General features: G+C 67.0%; 18 protein-coding genes and 1 pseudogene. 13 read left to right on the forward strand and 6 right to left on the reverse strand.

Translation table 11 applies throughout. The features are described from left to right. Both VJV41_RS15695 and VJV41_RS15700 read left to right on the forward strand, forming a co-directional pair. Nucleotides 1–478, forward strand: a 478-nt coding sequence (locus tag VJV41_RS15695) for a cupin domain-containing protein (RefSeq protein ID WP_325335262.1), incomplete at its 5' end; no start/stop codon positions are given. An 80-nt stretch (nt 479–558) separates the two neighbouring features. After that, the gene (locus VJV41_RS15700) at nt 559–2,238 is read left to right on the forward strand and encodes a DEAD/DEAH box helicase (protein WP_325335264.1); all 1,680 of its coding nucleotides are present in this window, start codon (nt 559–561) and stop codon (nt 2,236–2,238) included. Here the strand turns inward: VJV41_RS15700 and VJV41_RS15705 are convergent. Continuing rightward, the gene (locus VJV41_RS15705; RefSeq protein ID WP_325335266.1) at nt 2,235–2,714 is read right to left on the reverse strand and encodes an SRPBCC family protein; all 480 of its coding nucleotides are present in this window, start codon (nt 2,712–2,714) and stop codon (nt 2,235–2,237) included. The two genes, VJV41_RS15700 and VJV41_RS15705, sit on opposite strands and share 4 nt — an antisense overlap. Nucleotides 2,715–2,782: 68 nt before the next feature. On the opposite strand from VJV41_RS15705, the gene VJV41_RS15710 reads away from it, so the two are divergent. Beyond that, nucleotides 2,783–3,508 (forward strand): peptidase E, encoded by a 726-nt coding sequence (locus tag VJV41_RS15710; protein WP_325335268.1) that lies wholly within the window; start codon nt 2,783–2,785, stop codon nt 3,506–3,508. Here the strand turns inward: VJV41_RS15710 and VJV41_RS15715 are convergent. After that, complete coding sequence (locus VJV41_RS15715; protein WP_325335270.1) at nt 3,503–4,318, reverse strand: HAD-IIA family hydrolase; 816 nt, start codon at nt 4,316–4,318, stop codon at nt 3,503–3,505. The two genes, VJV41_RS15710 and VJV41_RS15715, sit on opposite strands and share 6 nt — an antisense overlap. A gap of 93 nt (nt 4,319–4,411) precedes the next feature. On the opposite strand from VJV41_RS15715, the gene VJV41_RS15720 reads away from it, so the two are divergent. Beyond that, nucleotides 4,412–4,873, forward strand: a complete 462-nt coding sequence (locus VJV41_RS15720) for a hypothetical protein (protein WP_325335272.1) — start codon at nt 4,412–4,414, stop codon at nt 4,871–4,873. On the opposite strand, the gene VJV41_RS15725 is transcribed toward VJV41_RS15720, so the two are convergent. Together VJV41_RS15725 and VJV41_RS15730 are read right to left on the reverse strand one after the other, a co-directional pair. Continuing rightward, entirely contained in the window at nt 4,870–6,276 is a 1,407-nt protein-coding gene (locus VJV41_RS15725; protein WP_325335464.1) for a PH domain-containing protein, read from the reverse strand. The two genes, VJV41_RS15720 and VJV41_RS15725, sit on opposite strands and share 4 nt — an antisense overlap. Before the next feature lie 32 nt (nt 6,277–6,308). Then, nucleotides 6,309–6,791: a PH domain-containing protein gene (locus VJV41_RS15730; protein ID WP_325335274.1), complete on the reverse strand. Its 483-nt coding sequence runs from the start codon at nt 6,789–6,791 to the stop codon at nt 6,309–6,311. Nucleotides 6,792–6,833: 42 nt separating this feature from the next. On the opposite strand from VJV41_RS15730, the gene VJV41_RS15735 reads away from it, so the two are divergent. From VJV41_RS15735 to VJV41_RS15755, 5 genes are read left to right on the forward strand one after another with little or no spacing between them, the layout of a single operon-like run. Next, on the forward strand, nt 6,834–7,745 hold the full coding sequence (locus VJV41_RS15735) for an SDR family NAD(P)-dependent oxidoreductase (RefSeq protein WP_325335276.1): 912 nt from the start codon (nt 6,834–6,836) through the stop codon (nt 7,743–7,745). Then, nucleotides 7,745–8,968: a gephyrin-like molybdotransferase Glp gene (glp, locus tag VJV41_RS15740; RefSeq protein WP_325335278.1), complete on the forward strand. Its 1,224-nt coding sequence runs from the start codon at nt 7,745–7,747 to the stop codon at nt 8,966–8,968. Before VJV41_RS15735 ends, glp begins: the two co-directional genes overlap by 1 nt. Nucleotides 8,969–8,990: 22 nt before the next feature. Next, nucleotides 8,991–9,689 (forward strand): phosphatidylserine decarboxylase, encoded by a 699-nt coding sequence (locus tag VJV41_RS15745; protein WP_325335280.1) that lies wholly within the window; start codon nt 8,991–8,993, stop codon nt 9,687–9,689. Beyond that, nucleotides 9,686–10,534: a CDP-diacylglycerol--serine O-phosphatidyltransferase gene (gene pssA, locus VJV41_RS15750; protein WP_325335282.1), complete on the forward strand. Its 849-nt coding sequence runs from the start codon at nt 9,686–9,688 to the stop codon at nt 10,532–10,534. The genes VJV41_RS15745 and pssA overlap by 4 nt, the downstream gene beginning before the upstream one ends. A 1-nt stretch (nt 10,535) precedes the next feature. After that, nucleotides 10,536–12,737, forward strand: coding sequence for an AAA family ATPase (locus tag VJV41_RS15755; RefSeq protein WP_414684968.1), 2,202 nt, complete (start codon nt 10,536–10,538; stop codon nt 12,735–12,737). Here VJV41_RS15755 and VJV41_RS15760 read toward each other — a convergent pair. Beyond that, nucleotides 12,738–12,914 (reverse strand): annotated as a pseudogene (locus VJV41_RS15760) (polyketide cyclase); the annotation flags it as partial. Nucleotides 12,915–13,054: 140 nt separating this feature from the next. On the opposite strand from VJV41_RS15760, the gene VJV41_RS15765 reads away from it, so the two are divergent. After that, a complete protein-coding gene (locus tag VJV41_RS15765; protein ID WP_325335284.1) occupies nt 13,055–13,510 on the forward strand; it encodes a DUF1707 domain-containing protein in 456 nt (151 codons plus the stop codon). Here VJV41_RS15765 and VJV41_RS15770 read toward each other — a convergent pair. After that, complete coding sequence (locus VJV41_RS15770; RefSeq protein WP_325335286.1) at nt 13,475–14,899, reverse strand: FAD-dependent monooxygenase; 1,425 nt, start codon at nt 14,897–14,899, stop codon at nt 13,475–13,477. The two genes, VJV41_RS15765 and VJV41_RS15770, sit on opposite strands and share 36 nt — an antisense overlap. 130 nt (nt 14,900–15,029) lie before the next feature. Here VJV41_RS15770 and VJV41_RS15775 point away from each other — a divergent pair, with 130 nt between their 5' ends. From VJV41_RS15775 to VJV41_RS15785, 3 genes are read left to right on the forward strand one after another with little or no spacing between them, the layout of a single operon-like run. Next, nucleotides 15,030–17,918, forward strand: a complete 2,889-nt coding sequence (locus VJV41_RS15775; protein WP_325335288.1) for a Na+/H+ antiporter subunit A — start codon at nt 15,030–15,032, stop codon at nt 17,916–17,918. Next, nucleotides 17,915–18,385 (forward strand): Na(+)/H(+) antiporter subunit C, encoded by a 471-nt coding sequence (locus tag VJV41_RS15780; RefSeq protein ID WP_325335290.1) that lies wholly within the window; start codon nt 17,915–17,917, stop codon nt 18,383–18,385. The genes VJV41_RS15775 and VJV41_RS15780 overlap by 4 nt, the downstream gene beginning before the upstream one ends. Next, nucleotides 18,382–19,977 (forward strand): Na+/H+ antiporter subunit D, encoded by a 1,596-nt coding sequence (locus VJV41_RS15785; RefSeq protein ID WP_325335292.1) that lies wholly within the window; start codon nt 18,382–18,384, stop codon nt 19,975–19,977. The genes VJV41_RS15780 and VJV41_RS15785 overlap by 4 nt, the downstream gene beginning before the upstream one ends. The last annotated feature ends 23 nt before the right edge of the window (nt 19,978–20,000 follow it).

A 20,000-nucleotide genomic window follows, 5' to 3' on the forward strand; every position in this document is an offset into this window, starting at 1 on the left:
CTACCCGCCGGCGCGCTACACCGCCGACCAGCCGGAGGTGAGCGCCTGGCTCAAGCGTGGTGACGAGCCGCCCGACTACGACTTCTTCGGCGTCGTGCAGTACCACTACCTGGCCGGCCAGGACGCGACCGGCGGGGACTACGGCCTCTACCGCGTGCAGATCGCCCCGCGCGGCGGCGGACCGGGCCCGCACTTCCACCGCGGCATGTCCGAGGCGTTCTACATCCTCTCGGGCACGGTGTCGCTGTACAACGGCACCGAGTGGACCGACGGCGGGGCGGGGGACTTCCTGTACGTGCCGCCGGGCGGGATCCACGGCTTCCGCAACGAGGCCGACGCGGCCGCGACGATGCTGATGCTCTTCGCTCCCGGCGCGCCGCGCGAGCACTACTTCGAGGGCATGGCCAAGCTCGGTGACATGACCGACGAGGAACGTCGGGAATGGTTCATCAAGAACGACAATTTCTTCATCGAGTGACACACCCGCGACACGCGCAGCAAGATGCGCCCGCGTAATCCCTTGCGTTAGGCTGCAGTCCGATCAGTGAGGAGCTTTGGGTGCGGGCTTATGCAGCGCCCGACACCCAGGCTTTGCGGGGCTGGCAGCGTCGGGCATTGGTGCGGTATCTTGGCGCCAAACCGCGGGATTTCCTAACAGTCGCCACTCCCGGTTCGGGCAAGACGGCGTTTGCCCTGCGTATCGCTGGCGAGCTGTTGGGCGACGGCGTCGTCGAGCGGATCACCGTCGTCGTGCCGACCGAACATCTCAAGATTCAGTGGGCACAGGCCGCAGCGCGCGTCGGGATCGCGCTCGATCCGAAATTCTCGAACTCGTCCGCGCAGACGTCATCGGAGTACCACGGTGTCGTCGTCACCTACGCACAGGTGGCAAGCCACCCGATGCGGCACCGGGTGCGCACCGAGAACTACCGCACGCTCGTCGTGTTCGACGAGATCCACCACGGCGGTGACGCGAAGAGTTGGGGCGAGGCCATCCGCGAGGCGTTCGGCGACGCGACGCGCCGGCTCGCGTTGACGGGCACGCCGTTTCGCAGTGACGACAGCCCCATCCCGTTCGTCACCTACGAGCCCGACGGTGAAGGCATGCTGCGGTCGGTGGCCGACCATGTCTACGGCTACGCCGATGCGCTGGCCGACGGCGTCGTACGCCCGGTGGTCTTTCTGGCCTACTCGGGCGAGGCGCGGTGGCGTGACAGCGCGGGCGAGGAGCATGCGGCACGCCTCGGCGAGCCGCTCAATGCCGAACAGACCGCGAGGGCGTGGCGCACAGCGTTGAATCCGGCAGGCGAGTGGATGCCCGCGGTCATCGCCGCCGCCGACACGCGGCTACGGCAGAAGCGCCAGCATGTGCCCGATGCCGGGGGCATGGTGATCGCATCGGATCAAACCGCGGCTCGCGCGTATGCCGAACTGCTCACCAAGATCACCGGCGAGGCACCGACGGTGGTGCTCTCCGACGATCCGGGTTCGTCGGATCGCATCAGCCAGTTCTCGGCCGGTGACAACCGCTGGCTGGTCGCGGTGCGGATGGTGTCCGAGGGTGTCGACGTGCCCCGGCTGGCGGTCGGGGTGTATGCCACGAGCGCGTCGACGCCGTTGTTCTTCGCCCAGGCGATCGGCCGGTTCGTGCGGTCGCGGCGGCCTGGCGAGACGGCGAGCATCTTCTTGCCGTCGGTGCCTAATCTCCTGCTACTGGCCAGCGAGATGGAGGCGCAGCGCAACCACGTTTTGGGCAAACCGCACAGAGAGTCCCAAGGCGACGACGAATACGTCGAGCGGCGCAAGTCCGAGCCGAGTGAATTGGACAACGGCTTCGAATCGCTGGGGGCCGATGCCGAGCTGGACCAGGTGATCTTCGACGGCTCGTCGTTCGGCACCGCGACACCAGCGGGCAGCGAGGAGGAGGCCGACTACCTCGGCATCCCGGGCCTGCTCGACGCAGCGCAGATGCGAGACCTGTTGCGGCGCAGGCAAGAAGAACAGATGACGAAGCGGACCGCCAACGGCGAGGTGCCGCGGCCGACGACGCACGGCCAGCTGCGCGAATTGCGCCGGGAGCTCAACGCGCTGGTGACGATCGCCCACCACCGCACAGGCAAGCCGCACGGGTGGATCCACAACGAACTGCGGCGGGTGTGCGGTGGGCCGCCAGTGGCGGCGGCGACGACGGATCAACTCAAGGCCCGCATCGAAGCGGTGCGCACGCTACAGGCTTAGGCTTGCGCCTCTGCGAGCTGCGCCAGATTCCTCAACGAGTTGTCCAGATGTGACACGTCGAAGGGCGGGAACCCGATGTGCTCACGGGTTTGCGCAGGCACTCTCGACCAGTCGTAAGTCAGCGTGACCTGGGTGTCGGCGGGGTCGACCGGCTTGAGGTCGTATCGCCAAAACCATCCGCCGAACTCGAGATTGGCGTCGTCGGAACCTTGTCCGGGTTGCCAGGAGATCGCACTCGGGGGGTCGAATACCTCGACACGGTTGGCCATTTCGTAGTCCTTGTTGGGGTGGTTCTCGTGGTACATCGCCACACGGAAAACCTGGCCGACTTCAGTCAGGCGCTTACCGTCCAGTGATTCCCTGACCCAGCCCGTACCGTCGATCGCCGCATGGGTCGACGGGTCGGCGAGCACGTCGAACACTGCTTGGACAGGCGCATTGATCGTCGTCACGACGCTCATGGTTTCTTCAGTCACGCCAATACAGACTGTCATCGGCCGGAAAAGTAATCGCGATAATCCACAATCCCGCCTAATTTGGCCGCATGCCCGCCGACTCCCCAACCATCCTGGCGACCAGCGGAGGCATTCGAGAGGGCCGCCGCACGCGCTGGGAATTCAGCGCGTTGACCGCCTACGCGATCGAACTCTCCGGGGTGACCGGCCGCGAACCGCGTGTGTGCTTTGTGGCGACCGCGCTGGGCGACGACCCCGCGGCGCTGCACCACCTGTACGAAGCGGCACACGTCCGGGGCGTAAAAGCATCGCATCTCGCGCTTTTCCCGATGCCAAACGTCGACGACATCACGGCCCACCTGCTCGCACATGATGTCGTGTGGGTGTTCGGCGGAAGCGTCGCAGGTTTGTTGGCGATGTGGCGGCTGCACGGGGTTGACGCCGCGATGCGCACGGCATGGCAGGCCGGTGTTGTGCTGACCGGTATCTCTGCGGGGTCGATCTGCTGGCATGTCGGCGGTACCACCGACTCGTTCGGGCCAGAGTTGCGTCCGGTGACCAATGGTCTTGCCCTGGTGCCGTTCTCGAACGGTGTGCACTACGACTCGGAGGGGCAGCGTCGCCCGCTGTTTCGACACCTGATTACCGACGGCGTCTTGCCCGCCGGGTACGCGACGGACGACGGCGCCGGTGTCTTCTATCGCGGCACTGAGTTCGTCGAAGCCGTTAGCGAACGCGACGGCGCGGCAGCGTATTTCGTCGAACCCGTCGACGGTGAGGCCGTCGAGGCGCGCTTGGACACCCGTCGGCTATAGCCCGAGCAGCTCGGGCAAGTCCGCCACCGAATCGATGACGTGGTTGGGCTGCATCGCGAATTCGTCGGCGGCCCAACGGTCCAGCGTGTCCTGACGGAACTTACCCGTACGCACCAGCACGCCGACCATTCCGACCACCTGCGCGGCCAGCACGTCGTTGTTGAGGTCGTCGCCGACCATGTACATCTCGTCCGGGTCGACACCGAGACGGCTCGCGGCGGCGAGGAAACCCTCCGGCGCCGGCTTGCCGACGGCGGTCGCCTTGCGCCCCGACGTCTCTTCCATGCCGATCAGGTACATGCCCGTGTCGATGCGCAGCCCGTCGGTGGTCGTCCAGGCGGTACTCCGGTGCATCGCGACCACCGGCACGCCCTGCGCCATCCAGTCGTACACCCAAGACAGCGTCAGGTGGCTGTACTCGGGCCCCGCCCCACCGAGCAGCACCACATCCGGTGCTTCCGGCGTCTCGGGTCCGGTGAACTCGCTGGAGTAGACGATGTCGATGCCCGGCATGTCCTCGGCGATCTGACCGCTGTTGACCAGGAAACACCGCGCGTCCGGGTAACGGCTGCGGACGTACTCCGCAGTCAGCACCGCGGCCGTGATCACCTCGTCGGCGCGCACTTCCATCCCCGCCTCATTGAGCAACTCGGCGATCTGCACGCGTGTGCGTGTCGTGGTGTTCGTCAGATACGAGCACGCGATCTGATGATCCGAGAGCGTTCGCAAGGTCTTTGAGGCACCAGGGATCGGCTTCCATGACGTCACCAAGACGCCATCGATGTCGAAGAGCACCCCGCCGATAGCCATGCTGCCGACAGTAAACGGCATACGTCGCTACGCAACTCGTGGGTCCCTTGGCCGTTGCACAGTAAATTACCGTCGGATCCAACGGAGGTGGCGATGGCCGGGGTAACCGCTCCCGACGGCAGTGCATGGACTGTGCGCCGGCGCTGGTATCCGTGGCGACGCGCGCTTTCCCTCAAGGCGCTCTGGAACAGCACGCCAAGCGACGACAAGGCAGCCGACACCAGCGCCGCGCCAGACGAGTCCCCACAAAACGCCGTCGTGCATGCGATTTTCGTGGTCCTCGCCGCGATCGTTTGGCTTGTCATCCAAGCCGGCAAGGCCGTGCTGATCCTGCTTGCGGTCATCGTCGCGGTGACACTGTCGACGGTCGATCTCGTCCTTCAACTCCTCGTCATGCCGTTCGTACTGCTCGCCCGGGCAGTGAATGTGATGCGCTGGCCCGTGCAGATCGACCATGAAAAGCAGCACTTCCGGACCGAACACGCACGCGGGTTCAGCGCCGCCGCCTCGCTGCGCGACGAACTCGTCGCACAGATTCAACGCGGAACGCTCTAGGCCCGAGCCCACTCGGTCTCGGCCAACCACGGCGATGCCGCCGTGGCGATCGACCACGCCAGCTCTGCGGGAACGTCGAGCACTTGATAGCGCTTCACCCCCGCTGCGGTCGCCGCGACCAGCGTCGCCACCCCGGCCCGCCGTTGTAGCAGCGTCTGGCGCACCGTCCAGCCGATGATGCCTGCGGCGGCGATGCAGTCTCGTCGCCGGTCCAGACTGCCTGCCCGGGCCACCAACCACCCCGAGTCCACTCGATGCCCCAGCGCCCGCGACCGGTCGAAAGCCAGCAGCGCGCAGCACACCGTCAAAACCCCCCACGCCGGCCACACCCAGACCGGCGTCCAGGCGTACAGCGCGCCCAGCACCACCGCCAAGACCGCGGGCAGGGTCATGGCCCGAGTCCACCGCCTCCGGGTCGCGGCGGCGCCGTGTGCGCGCAACATGCCCGTCACGTCGTCGGGCCGGGCGATCAACTCGCTCAACACCGCCTCGGCCGTCGCTCGCGGGCATGGCGGCAGCAGCAGCGACGCCTCCCCCTCGCCGCCGACGCCGGTCATCACCGCGTCCACCCGCGCGCCGCCGAAGAGCCGGACCAGCAGCGGTTCGCGCAGCGTCCCTCCGCGCAAGCGGCGCATGTCGTAGGTGTGCTGTCGCACCCGCAGCAACCCGTGCTCTAGATGCAACACGTCGGCGTCGCGACGCAGCACCAGATTTCCGTACGTCACCAGCGACCGCAGTACCGACAGCAACACCGAGGCGACGAGCACCACCACCGCTGCCACCACCGCACTCGCCAAGACACCGAATCTCTCGGCCGCGTCCAGCCCTGACCGTGCAACACGCGAATTCTCCAGTGCCGCACCGGCTCCAGCTTGATAGGCCAGCCCGACCGCTCCCAGAATCATCGCCAGGCCGGTGAAGCTCAGCGGGCTATAGCGCAGCCATGACGGCTGCCAGCGGGCCAGCACCTGACCCGACGGAGCCGCCTCCTCCGAAACGGCCAGCGAATCCGCCAGCAGTATCGCTCGCAGCCGCGGCACCTGGTCGGCCTCCACCGCGTCGAGTGCGAATGCCGCGTCGCCCCGTGCCTGCTGGCCGGTGCTGACTCGCAGTACAGTCAGGCCGAGCAGCCGGTGCAGCAGCCGCGCATCGGTGGATACCGACCGAATTCTGTTGCGCGGCACCGACAGAACCTTCCGCTGCAGCACGCCGGACCGCAGCTGCACCTCGTCGGGCTCGATGCGATAGGCCGTGGTGAACCACCGCGCGATACCGAATCCGACCGTCAATGCCAGCGCAACGATGGCCCACGCCGGATTCCCCGTCGCCGAACCCAGTACCAGCGAGCCGATCAGGACCGGAATCTGGCGCAGCACCTCGTGCACCGGATGCACAAGCAGCATGCGTGGGCTGAGGCGGCGCCAACCGTCAGCGGTCACGTCGCGTCCTCGGCGCCGATCGCGGCGATGTCGGTGAGCTGCGCGACGACCCGGTCGGCGACGTCGGAGTCCAGCGCGACGATTCGTACCGCGCCTGCCGACGACGCCGTGGTCACCGTGACGTTGGCCAGGCCGAACAGACGGTCCAACGGCCCGCGGTAGGTGTCGACGGTCTGTACCCGGGAGATCGGCGCGATCCGCCTCTCCTGCACCAGCCAGCCGGTCCGCGTGAAGACCGCCTGCGCGCCGATGTCCCAGCGGTGCACGCGATAGCGCCACAGCGGCACGACCACCACAAACACCGCGATGCCCAAAACCGTGACCCCGGCCGCCAACCAGTGCACCCACATCAGTCGGGGGTCGATCGCAAACCAGACCACCTGGCCGATTACCAGAAAGAACCACGGGATCGCGGCTCCGACCGCCCACACCAGCGGCGCCTTTCGGCTGGGCGGATGAGCCGGATCAACGAGATTCATCATTCGAGCATGGCGCATAACACGCTGAGTATGTTGAACCCCATGAGTGCCAAATGGACCGCGGCCGATGTGCCGGATCAATCCGACAAGGTCGCCATCGTCACCGGCGCCAATTCCGGCCTGGGATTCGACACCGCGGCCGTCCTCGCCGACAAGGGCGCACACGTCGTGCTGGCAGTGCGCAATCTCGACAAGGGCGACGAGGCCGCCAACCGCATCAAGGCGAAGAGCCCCAACGCCGTTGTCTCGTTGCAGGAGCTCGACCTGACGTCGTTGGACAGCATCCGCAAGGCCGGAGACGAATTGCGGGCCGCCTACCCACGCATCGACTTGCTGATCAACAACGCGGGCGTGATGTACGTACCGACGCGGGAAACGACCAAAGACGGTTTCGAGATGCAGTTCGGCACCAACCACCTCGGGCACTTCGCGTTGACCGGTCAACTGCTCGACAACCTGCTGCCCGTCGAAGGGTCGCGCGTGGTCACGATCAGCAGCGTGGGCCACCGGCTCATGGCCCGGATCCATTTCGAGGACCTGCAATTGGAACGCAAGTACAACCGGGTCGAGGCCTACGGGCAGTCCAAGCTGGCCAATCTGTTGTTCACCTACGAACTGCAGCGACGGCTCAACGCTAAGGGTTCGCCCACGGTCGCGCTCGCCGCACACCCCGGGTTTTCGGACACCGAGCTCATGCGACACCTGCCCGATTTCATCCCCGATTTCGTCTGGCGGCCATTCACACAGTCCGCCGATATGGGTGCGCTGCCCACCCTTCGCGCGGCCACCGACCCCAGCGCACAAGGCGGCCAGTACTACGGACCCGACGGCATCGGGGAATCGCGGGGCCATCCGAAAGTCGTTGCGTCCAGTGCACAATCGCACAACGAGGACTTACAGCGCCGGCTGTGGTCGGTGTCCGAAGAGCTCACCGGCGTGACGTATCCCGTCTGATGCGTTCCGTCGAGGAGCACCGGCGAGTGGTCGCCGGTCTGATCACCCGCCGCCCGCCGGTCACGTCGCCACTTTCCGACGCGCTAGGGCTGGTGCTGGCCGACGACGTCGTCGCGCCGCTGTCGCTGCCCGGCTTCGACAACTCGGCGATGGACGGGTACGCCGTCGTCGCCGATGACATCGCCGGTGCGACACCCGAGAACCCCGTCCTGTTGCCGGTCGCCGAGGACATCCCGGCGGGGCGTACCGATTCGCTGACGCTGAAACCCGGTACTGCACACCGGATTATGACGGGTGCGCCGGTGCCCGCCGGCGCCACCGCCGTCATTCCGGTGGAAGCCACTGACGCGGCGACCGACACGGTGTCGATCCGCGCAAGCGCCAAAGCCGGCCAGCACATCCGCCGCGCCGGCGAGGACGTGACGGCAGGCACCACGGTGTTGCGCGCCGGGCAGCTCGTCACGCCCGCGGCGCTCGGATTGGTCGCAGCCCTTGGACTCGGCGAGCTGACCGTGGTGCCTCGCCAACGGGTGCTGGTGATGTCGACGGGCTCGGAGTTGGTCGCCCCTGGCACACCACTGCAGCCCGGCCAGATCTACGAATCCAACGCGGTGATGCTGGCCGCCGCGATTCGCGATGCCGGCGCACACGTGGTGGCTTCACAGATGACCAGCGACGACGTCGCGACGTTCCGCGACGCGCTTGCCCGATACGCCGGTGAGGCGGATCTGATCATCACCACCGGCGGCGTCAGCGCAGGCGCCTATGAGGTCGTCAAGGACGCGCTCGGAGCCGGAGGGCCGGCGACATCGGGGGGAAGCGGCGAGGTCGACTTCGTCAAGGTGGCGATGCAGCCCGGCATGCCGCAGGGCACGGGCAGGGTCGATGGCACGCCGATCATCACCCTGCCCGGGAACCCGGTGAGCGCGCTGGTGTCATTCGAGGTGTTCATCCGGGCGCCGCTGCGCAGTGCGATGGGCGTGCCTCAACCCGAACGGGCCCGGCGGACGGCCGTCCTGACCGACGACCTCACCTCCCCGCGCGGCAAGCGGCAGTTCCGTCGTGGCGTGCTCGAGGGCACCACGGTCACCAGTTACGGACCGCCCGCATCGCATCATCTGCGCTGGCTGGCGTCGGCCAACTGCCTGCTGGAGATCGACGAGGACGTCACCGAGCTGACCGCGGGGTCGCCGGTGCAGGTGTGGGACCTGTCTGCGGACTAGCCGCCCGTAGAATCGCTGCACGATGGCCAGACGCCCCGACCTCAAAACAGGCCCCGCGCGACTCGTGGCGCTGGTCCGCTCCGCTGTACCGCCGATGCACCCCGCAGGCCTGCCGTTCGTCGGAGCCAGCCTTACCGTCGCCGCCGTGGGTCGGCGCAACAAGTGGCTTCGGCGCGCGGGGCTGGCGTCGGCCGCGGCCAACGCCGCGTTCTTCCGGCATCCACCGCGCGTTCCACCCACTCGGCCCGGGGTCGTCGTCGCGCCCGCCGACGGGCTCGTCTGTCTGGTGGAAGAGGTAGCGCCGCCGGCCGAACTCGGCCTGCCCGCAACGCCTTTGCCGCGCATCAGCATCTTCTTGTCCGTGCTGGACGCTCATGTGCAGAGGGCACCGATCGGCGGCGAGGTCGTCACCGTTGTGCACCGGCCGGGGTTGTTCGGTTCGGCCGACCTCGAGGCGGCAAGCTCCGACAACGAACGCAATAGCGTCGTGATCCGCACACCCGACGGCGTCGAGGTCATCGCCGTGCAGATCGCGGGTCTGGTGGCGCGGCGAATCGTGTGCAACGTCAAGGTCGGCGACAAACTCACCATCGGAGACACCTACGGCCTGATCCGGTACGGCTCGCGGCTGGACACGTACCTGCCCGCGGGCTCCAACGTGTTGGTGAGCACCGGGCAGCGAGCGCTGGCGGGCGAGACCGTATTGGCCGAGCTGCCATGAAACCGCGCATCAAGGCGCCGGTCGTCAGCCTGCGCATCCTGCCGAGCGCGATGACGGTCGCGGCCATCTGCCTCGGTCTCTCGTCGGTGAAGATGGCGCTCGACAACCGCCCGACCGAGGCGATGGCGTTTCTGGCCGTCGCCGCGATCCTCGACGCGCTGGACGGCCGCATCGCCCGGATTCTGAAGGCGACCTCCCGCATGGGCGAGGAGATCGACTCGCTGGCCGATGCCGTGAATTTCGGTGTGGCACCGGCTTTCATCGTCTACGCGACGCTGCTGTCACACTCGCGCATCGGCTGGATCGTCGTGCTGTTGTACGCGGTCTGCATAGTGCTGCGGCTGGCCCGCTTCAACGCCCTGCTGGACGTGGACCAACCCGCTTACGAGAAGGAGTATTTCGTCGGCATGCCCGCCCCGGCGGGCGCGATCGGTGCCATCGGACCGCTGGCGGCCAAAATGCAGTTCGGCGACGGCTGGTGGACCTCGGAGCCGGCTGTCGTCATCTGGATGGTCGGCGTCTCACTGTTGGTGGTCAGCACCCTCCCGATGCGCAAGATCCACACCTTCTCGGTGTCACCGAACATGGTCGCCCCACTGCTCGCCCTGCTGGCGATAGGCGTCGCGGCGTCAATTCTCTACGGCTACATCGTGATCCTGCTGATCATCGTGGCCTACGCCATCCACATCCCGTTCGCCATTCGCACCCGGCGCTTCCTGGCGGCGCATCCCGAGGTGTGGGACGACAAACCACGACAGCAGCGCGCAGCGCGTCGGGCGATCCGTCGGGCACACCCCCACCGCCGGTCCATGATGAGGCTCGGCTTGCGCAGACCGGGCGCCTGACGTGACGCAGACCGACGTCGAAGAAGATCCACCGCTGAGCCATCTTCGGCTGACCGCGAGGCTGAACACCTCCGCACTGGACTCCCGCCGCGGCGTCGTGCGGCTGCATCCGGAAGCCATTGCGGCTCTTGGTATCCGAGAATGGGATGCGGTGTCGCTGACCGGCTCGCGAACCACGGCCGCCGTGGCAGGGGTGGCGCCCACGGGCACACCGGCGGGTACCGCGCTGCTCGACGACGTGACGTTGTCCAACGCCGGTTTGCGTGAAGACACGACGGTGATCGTCGCACCGGTGACCGTGTACGGCGCACGGTCGGTGACGGTGTCGGGATCCGCTCTCGCTACCCAGTCCATCTCGTCGGCCACGCTGCGCCAGGCCCTGCTGGGCAAGGTGATGACGGTGGGCGACACCGTCTCACTACTTCCGCGCGAGCTGGGTCCCGATATTCCGACATCGGCCGCCACCGCCGCGCTGGCGTCGTCGGTCGGCATCACGTGGACCTCCGAATTGTTGACGGTGACGGGTGTTGACCCGGCAGGACCCGTGAGCGTGCAACCGAATTCGGTTGTCACCTGGGGCGAGGGTGTGGCCGTGACCGCACAGACCGCTGTCGGGCAGCACACCGTCACTACGCCCGCCAAGCCCACGACGACGGTCAACATCGACGACCTCAAGGGCTCGCACGCCCAGGCTGCGCGCCTCACTGAGTGGCTCAAGCTTTCCCTCGACCAACCCGAATTGCTGGAAAAGCTGGGCGCCACACCAAATCTCGGCATCCTCGTCTCAGGTCCGGCGGGTGTCGGGAAGGTCGCGCTGGTGCGCGCGGTTTGCGCTAACAGGCGACTTGTCGAACTGGACGGTCCCGAGGTGGGTGCGTTGCACGCAGAGGATCGGCTGAAGAGCGTGTCGTCCGCAGTGGCCGACGTGCGCGACGGTGGCGGCGTGCTACTGATAACCGACATCGATGCACTGCTGCCATCGACGGCCGACCCAGTGGCGACGCTGATCCTCACCGAACTACGCAACGCGGTCGCAACGCCAGGCGTGGCCTTCATCGCGACGTCGGCGGTTCCCGATGGAGTGGACCCGCGCCTGCGTGCGCCCGACCTGTGCGATCGGGAACTGGGCCTGAGTCTGCCCGACGGCGGCGTCCGCAAGCAGCTGTTGGAAGTGCTGCTGCGCGACGTCCCCACGGAAGGACTCAGCCTCGACGAAGTCGCCGAGCGCACACCGGGTTTCGTCGTCGCTGATCTGGCGGCCCTGGTGCGCGAGGCGGCACTCCGAGCGGCGGCACGCGCCAGCTCCGACGGCAAGCCGCCGGTGTTGACACAAGACGATCTGATCGGGGCGACGACCGTCATTCGCCCGCTGTCGAGGTCGGCGACCGAAGAAGTGTCGGTCGGTTCGGTGACGCTCGACGACGTCGGTGACATGATCGCTACCAAACAAGCGCTCACCGAAGCGGTGCTGTGGCCGCTGCAGCATCCAGACACGTTCCAACGACTCGGCGTCGCACCGCCGCGCGGTGTCCTGCTGTACGGTCCACCGGGCTGCGGCAAGACGTACGTGGTGCGGGCACTTGCGAGCTCGGGCCGGCTATCGGTGCATGCGGTCAAGGGCGCCGAGCTGATGGACAAATGGGTGGGCGCTTCGGAAAAGGCTGTGCGTGAACTGTTTCGACGCGCACGCGACTCGGCTCCGTCGCTGGTGTTTCTCGATGAGATCGATGCGCTGGCGCCCCGGCGTGGGCAGAGCTTCGACTCCGGAGTCACCGACCGCGTCGTCGCGGCGCTGCTCACCGAACTCGACGGCATCGAGCCGCTGCGCGACGTGGTGGTGCTCGGGGCAACGAACCGGCCCGATCTGATCGATCCCGCGCTGCTGCGCCCCGGTCGGCTGGAGAAGCTGGTGTTCGTCGAACCTCCCGACACACAAGCCCGACGCGAAATCCTGCGCACTGCAGGTAAATCCGTCCCCCTCAGCGACGACGTCGACCTCGATGCGCTGGCCGCCGATCTCGAGGGCTACAGCGCGGCCGACTGCGTAGCACTGCTGCGCGAGGCGGCGCTGACCGCGATGCGGCGTTCAATAGACGCGGCCGACGTCACCGCCGCAGACGTCGCAAACGCCCGCGCAACAGTGCGGCCGTCGCTGGACCCGGCCCAGGTGGAGTCGCTAAAGGCGTTCTCGGCCGGCCACTAATCAGCCGCGCTCGGCCAGATCCGCGAGCCTGTCGATCGACGCCTGCAGCTTGTCCGCGGTGGTCGCACGCGCACGCACTAGCCGTTTCTCGTCGGTCAGCTGCGTCCAGTCATAGGTGTGCGTGACGAGGGTGCGCGACTCGTCGACGGGTCGGCGATCAGCTCGAAGATGCGGTCTGGCGGCGCCGCGATCTCGCGGCTCGCGCTCACGACTTTGGAAGTCATGATCTGATTCAACAGCATCTTGACAGTGACAAGTTAATGGCGCATAGTCGAGGTAGAACTAGCCACTGTCAAGATTCCGCACGGGAGGCCACGATGACCACCGCAACCGAACCAGCCATCCGCGCCGGCGACCACGACCGGGAAAAATCCGCGAACCAACTCGGCCAGGCGCTGTCGCAGGGCTATCTCGCGATGGACGAGTACGAGAGCCGGCTGCAGGCCGTATTCGCCGCACACACCACCGCCGAGCTGCGTCAGCTCGTCGGCGACCTGCCGCTCGCCCAACTCCGCCGCGACGACCCACAGCGCCTGGCGGCTCGCCGAAAGGCAGCGCGTCGTGGCGTTCAGATCCACCTCGGCGGTTATCTGGCGATGGTCGTCATCGTGCTCACGGTGTGGCTCGCGGTCGGCCTGACCGCCGGTGCCTGGTACTTCTGGCCGATGTGGCCGATCCTCGGTGCAGGCATCGGCGTGATCGGCCACGCGCTGCCGATCCGGTTCGCGATGCCGCCGCTATGCCACCGGACTCCAGTGGTTGATCGCCGCTGAAATCTGGTTCGCGTCCGGCATCCGCTCGCTCGCCCACGCGACATAGGCGTCGGGACGTACCAGCACCGCGTCGGGCAGCTCGGGATGCGCGTCGACGGCATGCACGATGTCCGGCCGATCCAGCTGCACCGGTGCGGCGGTCACCAGCACAAACTTCCCTGCGCGCAGCAGCTCGTACACGCGCTTCCCGTCGCAGACGATATCCGGCATCCGGCGGCCCACCATCCAATCCTCGTCACGCGAATGGGGATAGGCGATCCCGATACCGCTGAGCCGTTCGGCCACCATCCGCCGCGTGCGCGGAATCCGCAGGACCGTTCCGAGCGCGAAGCTGCGCACCGCCCGTCGCAACGCCGAGCGGTCGAGCACGATCTGGTTGAACGCGTCCGTCATCCTCAGCACGCCGGCGCCAACGGGATGGCGCTCCCTTTCGTAGGTATCCAACAGCCAGTTCGGCGCAGAGCCGCGCACGGCGGCGGCAAGCTTCCAGCCCAGGTTCATCGCGTCGCCGAGGCCGGTGTTCATTCCCTGGCCGCCGAGCGGTGAATGCACGTGCGCAGCGTCGCCGGCCAAAAAAACGCGGCCGCGACGATAGTGGCGGGCTTGCCGTCGTTCACTGAGAAACCGTGAGCTCCAGCTCATTTCGGTCATACCGAAGTCGTCACCCGCTATGCGGCCGAACGCACTGCGAATCTCCTCCAGCGTCACCGGCTCGCTGAGCGGCGCTTGTTCGCGCAGCCGGTCCCACGCGATGGCGCGGAACAAGCCGTCGCCGAAGGGCACGAACAACACGACGCCCTCGGGACTGGCCTTCGCAAACAGACCGTCTTGAGGCGGTGACGCCAGGTGGACGTCCGCCAGCAGGATGTGGGTCTCGTACTGCTTGCCGACGAAGTCGATGCCGAGCAGGGACCGCACGGCGCTGTGCGCGCCGTCGCAGCCCACGACGTAGTCCGCGCGCACCGAGTCACCGCCTGCGCACTCCACCGTCACGGCTTCGTCGTCCTGCGTCAGGCCGACCACCTCGGCCCCACGGACGATCTCGACGCCGAGCTCGTCGGCACGCGTCTGCAGCAGGAGCTCGGTCCCGCTTTGCGGAACCATCAGCACCATCCCGAATCGGCTGTGCAGTTCGGTCAGGTCGAGAGTGGTGCCGCCCGGCGGCGCGACCTGGGGCACGACGAGACCGCGCGGTATCAACTCGTCGGCGAGGCCACGCGCGTCGAGCAGTTCGAGTGTGCGCGCATGGACGGCGAATGCCCTGGTGATGTTGGGCATGTCGGTGCGCTCCTCGAGCAGCCTCACCTTCGTGCCCCCGAGCGCGAGTTCACACGCCAGCATCAGACCGGTCGGACCCGCGCCGACCACCGCAACCTGGGAAGTGCCCACGACGCCGGATGGTAGCTGCATCCGCCCACGTAGACTGGCGTTAAACCAAAGCCATTGACACCGGCTGACACCCCGCTATCTGCTCTTCGCCTGACGGCTCATCGCCGACCCGCACTAGATCCGGAGTGCCATGCTCGCCATCTTGTTCGCGCATGCCGTAGCGACGGCCGTCGCTCCGCTGCTCGTCTACCGGTGGGGCCGGATGGCGTTCTATCCCCTGGCGCTGGTTCCGTTGGGGTCGCTCGTCTGGGTTGTGCTGAACTGGCCGCGGCCGGGCCACACCCCGACCGCCAACGTGACATGGCTACCCGCCTTGTCGATGGACATCTCGCTGCGCTTCGACGCGCTCTCGGCGATCATGAGCGTTCTGGTGCTGGCGATCGGCGCGCTGGTCCTCTTCTATTGCGCCGACTACTTCCACCACCGTGACGGGCACACCGAAAATCGTCTGCCGAGTTTCGCCGCCGAATTGGTCGCCTTCTCCGGTGCAATGTTCGGCCTTGTCGTCAGCGACAACATGCTGGTGCTCTACGTGTTCTGGGAGCTCACCACGGTGCTGTCGTTTCTTCTGGTGGGCCATTACGCCGAACGTGCCACCAGCCGCCGCGCCGCGACACAGGCGCTGATTGTGACCACGTTCGGCGGGCTGGCGATGCTGGTCGGCATCGTGATGCTGGGCAACAAGAGCGGCACGTATCTGCTGTCGGAGTTGATCGCGGCGCCCCCGACCGGCCCGATGGTGTCGATCGCCGTGACGCTGATTCTGGTTGGCGCGCTGGCGAAGTCGGCCATCGTGCCGATGCACTTCTGGCTGCCCGGCGCGATGGCGGCCCCGACACCCGTCAGCGCCTACCTGCACGCCGCGGCGATGGTCAAGGCCGGCGCCTACCTCATCGCGCGGATGACACCCGGCTTTGCCGACGTCCCGCCGTGGCGGCCGACAGTCGTCATCCTCGGCGTGCTGACCACGCTGCTGGCCGGTTGGCGCGCGGTCCGCGAATACGACCTGAAGTTGATCCTGGCGTTCGGCACCGTCAGCCAGCTGGGGCTGATCACCGTGATGGTTGGCACCGGCGGCGGCGACCTGATGCTGGCCGGGCTGGCGATGCTCTGCGCCCACGCGATGTTCAAGGCCTCGCTGTTCATGGTCGTCGGTGTCATCGACCACGCCACTGGCACCCGCGACATCCGCAGGCTGGCCTGGCTGGGTCAGCGCAGCCGACCATTGTTGGTCATCGCCGTCGGCGCGACGGCAAGCATGGCGGCGCTGCCGCCGTTCCTCGGCTTCGTCGCGAAGGAGGCCGACTTCGAAACCGTCGCGCACAGCCCGGCGCTCGGCGCGGCCGCGCCGTACGTGCTCGCAGGCATCGTGTTCGGCTCGGTGTTCACCACGATCTACAGCCTTCGGTTCATCGTTGGAGCGTTCGGCCGCAAGGGATTACCGAAACCCAGCACCCGGGTGGCCGAGATGCACCGTCCGCGTGCAAGCTTCCTGGCCGCCCCGGCGATCCTGGCTGCGGCCGGGCTGCTGTTCGGGCTGTGGCCGAGGCGGCTCGACGACGTGCTCGACAGTTATGCCGACACCGTGCCGGGCGGCGAGGAATACCACCTGGCGCTGTGGCACGGCCTCGGCGCGCCGCTACTTCTGTCGATTCTCGTGCTCGGCCTCGGCGCGGCGGCGTATTTCGTTCGGACTCGGCTGCGGCGGCTGCGCACGGTCCGAGCGCCGCTGGGCAATGCCGACCGCATCTACGACGCCGTGCTACATGGCGCCGACCTGCTGGCGGTGCGGCTCACGGCCTTCACCCAGCGTGGCTCGATCCCGGCGACGCAGTCGGTGATCCTCGCGACCCTGGTGCTGGTGCCCACGCTGGTCTTGGCCTTCGGCGCCCGCGGCCGCCCCGACTTCGCGCTATGGGGCTCGCCGCTGCAAGCCGTCGTCGGGTTGCTGATTCTTGCCGCGGCCCTCGGCGCCACCGTGATGCGCAACCGGCTCGCCGGACTGTTGTTGGTTGGCGTGACCGGCTACGGCTGCGGCACGATCTTCGCGTTCCACGGCGCACCGGATCTCGCACTGACGCAGTTTCTCGTGGAGACACTGACATTGGTGATCTTCGTGCTCGTGCTGCGCACCCTTCCCGCCGAGACAACAAGCAGCGACGTAAAGAGTCACCGCTTTCCGCGTGCGGTGCTCGCGTTGGGCGTCGGCGCAACCGTGACGACGATTGCCGTGTTCGCGATGGCCGTCCGTGCCGGCACGCCCATCGCCGAATTGCTGCCCGACGCGGCGTATTTCCGCGGCCACGGCGCCAACACCGTCAATGTGATCCTGGTTGACATCCGCGCCTGGGACACCTTGGGCGAGATCTCCGTGCTTCTCGTTGCGGCCACAGGCGTAGCGTCAATGGTGTTCCGGCACAGGCGCTTTGGCACCGCTCCGCGGGTCGCCGACGCGGGTCGGCCGGATACCAGCGGGGCCGATGCCAGGAGCCCAGCGGTTGGTGAGATCACTTGGCTTCGCGGAAGCGAATTGCGCGACCCGCGGCACCGGTCGCTCGTGCTCGAGGTGACGACGCGGATCATCTTTCCGCTGATGATGGTGTTGTCGGCATATTTCTTCTTCGCCGGCCACAACACGCCGGGCGGCGGATTCGCAGGTGGTCTGACCGCGGGACTGGCGCTGGTCCTGCGCTACCTCGCAGGCGGGCGATACGAACTCGGCGAGACTCTTCCGCTGGACGCCGGGAAGATCCTGGGCGCAGGCCTCGCACTGTCGGCGGGCACCGCGGTCGCCTCGCTGTTTCTGGGCGCACCGGCATTGTCCTCTGCGCTGATCGAGGTGGACGTGCCGGTGCTGGGCACAGTCAAGTTCGTCACCGCGTTGTTCTTCGACCTCGGCGTGTATCTGATCGTCGTCGGGCTGGTGCTCGACGTCCTGCGCAGCCTGGGCGCCCGGGTGGATGTCGAGATGTCCGAGCAACAGACCGCCGGCCGGGCGGCGGAGGAGGCCAAGCGATGACCGTCCACATCATTCCCCTGGTCATCATCGGCGGCCTCACGAGCGCCGGCGTATACCTGCTGCTGGAACGCAGCATGACCCGAATGTTGTTGGGGCTGTTGTTAATCAGCAACGCGGTCAATCTTCTGATCCTTCTCGCCGGCGGGCCGTCGGGCAACCCGCCGGTTCGGGGCCGCACCAGCAACGGCGAAACCGTCACGGCTGATCCGCTGGCCCAAGCCATGATCCTGACGGCCATCGTCATCACGATGGGTGTCGCGGCGTTCGTGCTCGCACTGATCTATCGCTCCTACCGGTTGACCACTGCGGATGAAATCGATATCGACGCCGAGGACGCCCGGGTGGCACAGCTGGCCGCCGAGGAAACCACCGCCCTCGACGAGGATCGGCCGCAGCCCCAGCCGAGCAGAGACACCGACGCGCCCGATGAGCTCGACGCGCTTCCTGGTTACGAGGGCTCGCGATGACGCCGGCCTTGGCACTGACACCGCTGCCCGTCCTGATACCGCTGGTGGCCGCAGCGCTCACCCTGTTCGCCGGTCGCAGGCCGCGACTGCAACGCGCCATCACGCTGCTGGCGTTGGCAACCGTCGTGGTGGTGTGCGCACTGTTGGTTCACCTGGCCGATCGACACGGAACGCTGGTCATGTATGTCGGCGGCTGGGGCGTGAGCCAAACCGGTGTGGGTCCGCTCGGCATAACGCTTGTAGTGGACCGGCTTTCGGCGATGATGTTGCTCGTCTCGTCGATCGTGTTGGTGGCCGTCGTCTGGTACGCGATCGGGCAGGGCATCCGCGACGGCGACGAACGTCAGCCGGTGTCGATCTTCCTGCCCACCTACCTGGTGCTGGCCGCAGGTGTGTGCATCACGTTCCTGGCCGGAGACCTTTTCAATCTGTTCGTCGGATTCGAGGTGCTGTTGGCAGCGAGCTTCGTGCTGCTGACCATCGGTGCCAGCCGGGAGCGTGTGCGCGCGGGCACTTCGTACGTGATGGTGTCGATGGTGGCGTCGATGATCTTCTTGACCGGCATCGCGCTGGTCTATGCGGCGACGGGCACGCTGAACATGGCGGAGTTGGCGGTGCGGCTCGACGGTGTGCCGTCAGGAATCCGCGGTGCGCTGTTCGCGTTCTTGATCGTCGCATTCGGCATCAAGGCCGCGGTCTTCCCGCTGTCGACATGGTTGCCGGACTCGTACCCCACGGCCCCTGCCCCGGTCACCGCCGTGTTCGCCGGCCTGCTGACGAAAGTCGGTGTGTACGCGATCATCCGGACGCATTCTCTGCTGTTCCCCGGCGGCGGTCTGGATCATGTGCTGTTGGTGGCGGCTCTGTTGACGATGATCGTCGGTATCTTCGGCGCGATCGCGCAGAGCGACATCAAACGCCTGCTGTCATTCACGTTGGTCAGCCACATCGGCTACATGGTGTTCGGCATCGCGTTGTCCAGCCGGCTGGGGATGTCGGGTGCGATTTTCTATGTGGCCCACCACATTCTGGTGCAGACCACGTTGTTCCTGGTGGTCGGGCTGATCGAACGCCAGGCCGGAGCATCGACGCTGCAGCGGCTTGGCGGGTTGGCCGCCGCCAGTCCACTGCTGGCCTTTGCGTTCGTCGTACCCGCGCTGAATCTCGGTGGCATTCCGCCGTTTTCAGGGTTCATCGGCAAGGTGGCGCTGCTCGAGGCCGGTGCGCAGAACGGTTCGATGCTCGCGTGGCTGCTCGTGGGCGGCAGTGTGGTCACGAGTCTGTTGACGCTGTATGTCGTGGCGCGGGTATGGACCAAGGCGTTCTGGCGTGCCCGCGAGGATGCGCCGGAGGGTCATCTCGCCGCCGCCGCCCCGGGGGCGCTGCTCGAGGATCTGGAGGACATCGAGCTCGTCCACCGCGATGACGTCGGCAAGATGCCGGTCGGCATGGTGGCGCCGACGGGAGCGCTTATTGCCGTCGGCCTGACACTGACGGTGCTGGCGGGTCCGATCTTCGCTTACAGCGAGCGTGCGGCCGACCAGATACTTGACCGTGGTGAATACATTTCGGCCGTCGTGGGGCAGCGATGAGCGCTTGCGCGAAGAGCAGAGGG

The organism is Mycobacterium sp. (assembly GCF_035274705.1).
Classification (GTDB): domain Bacteria; phylum Actinomycetota; class Actinomycetes; order Mycobacteriales; family Mycobacteriaceae; genus Mycobacterium.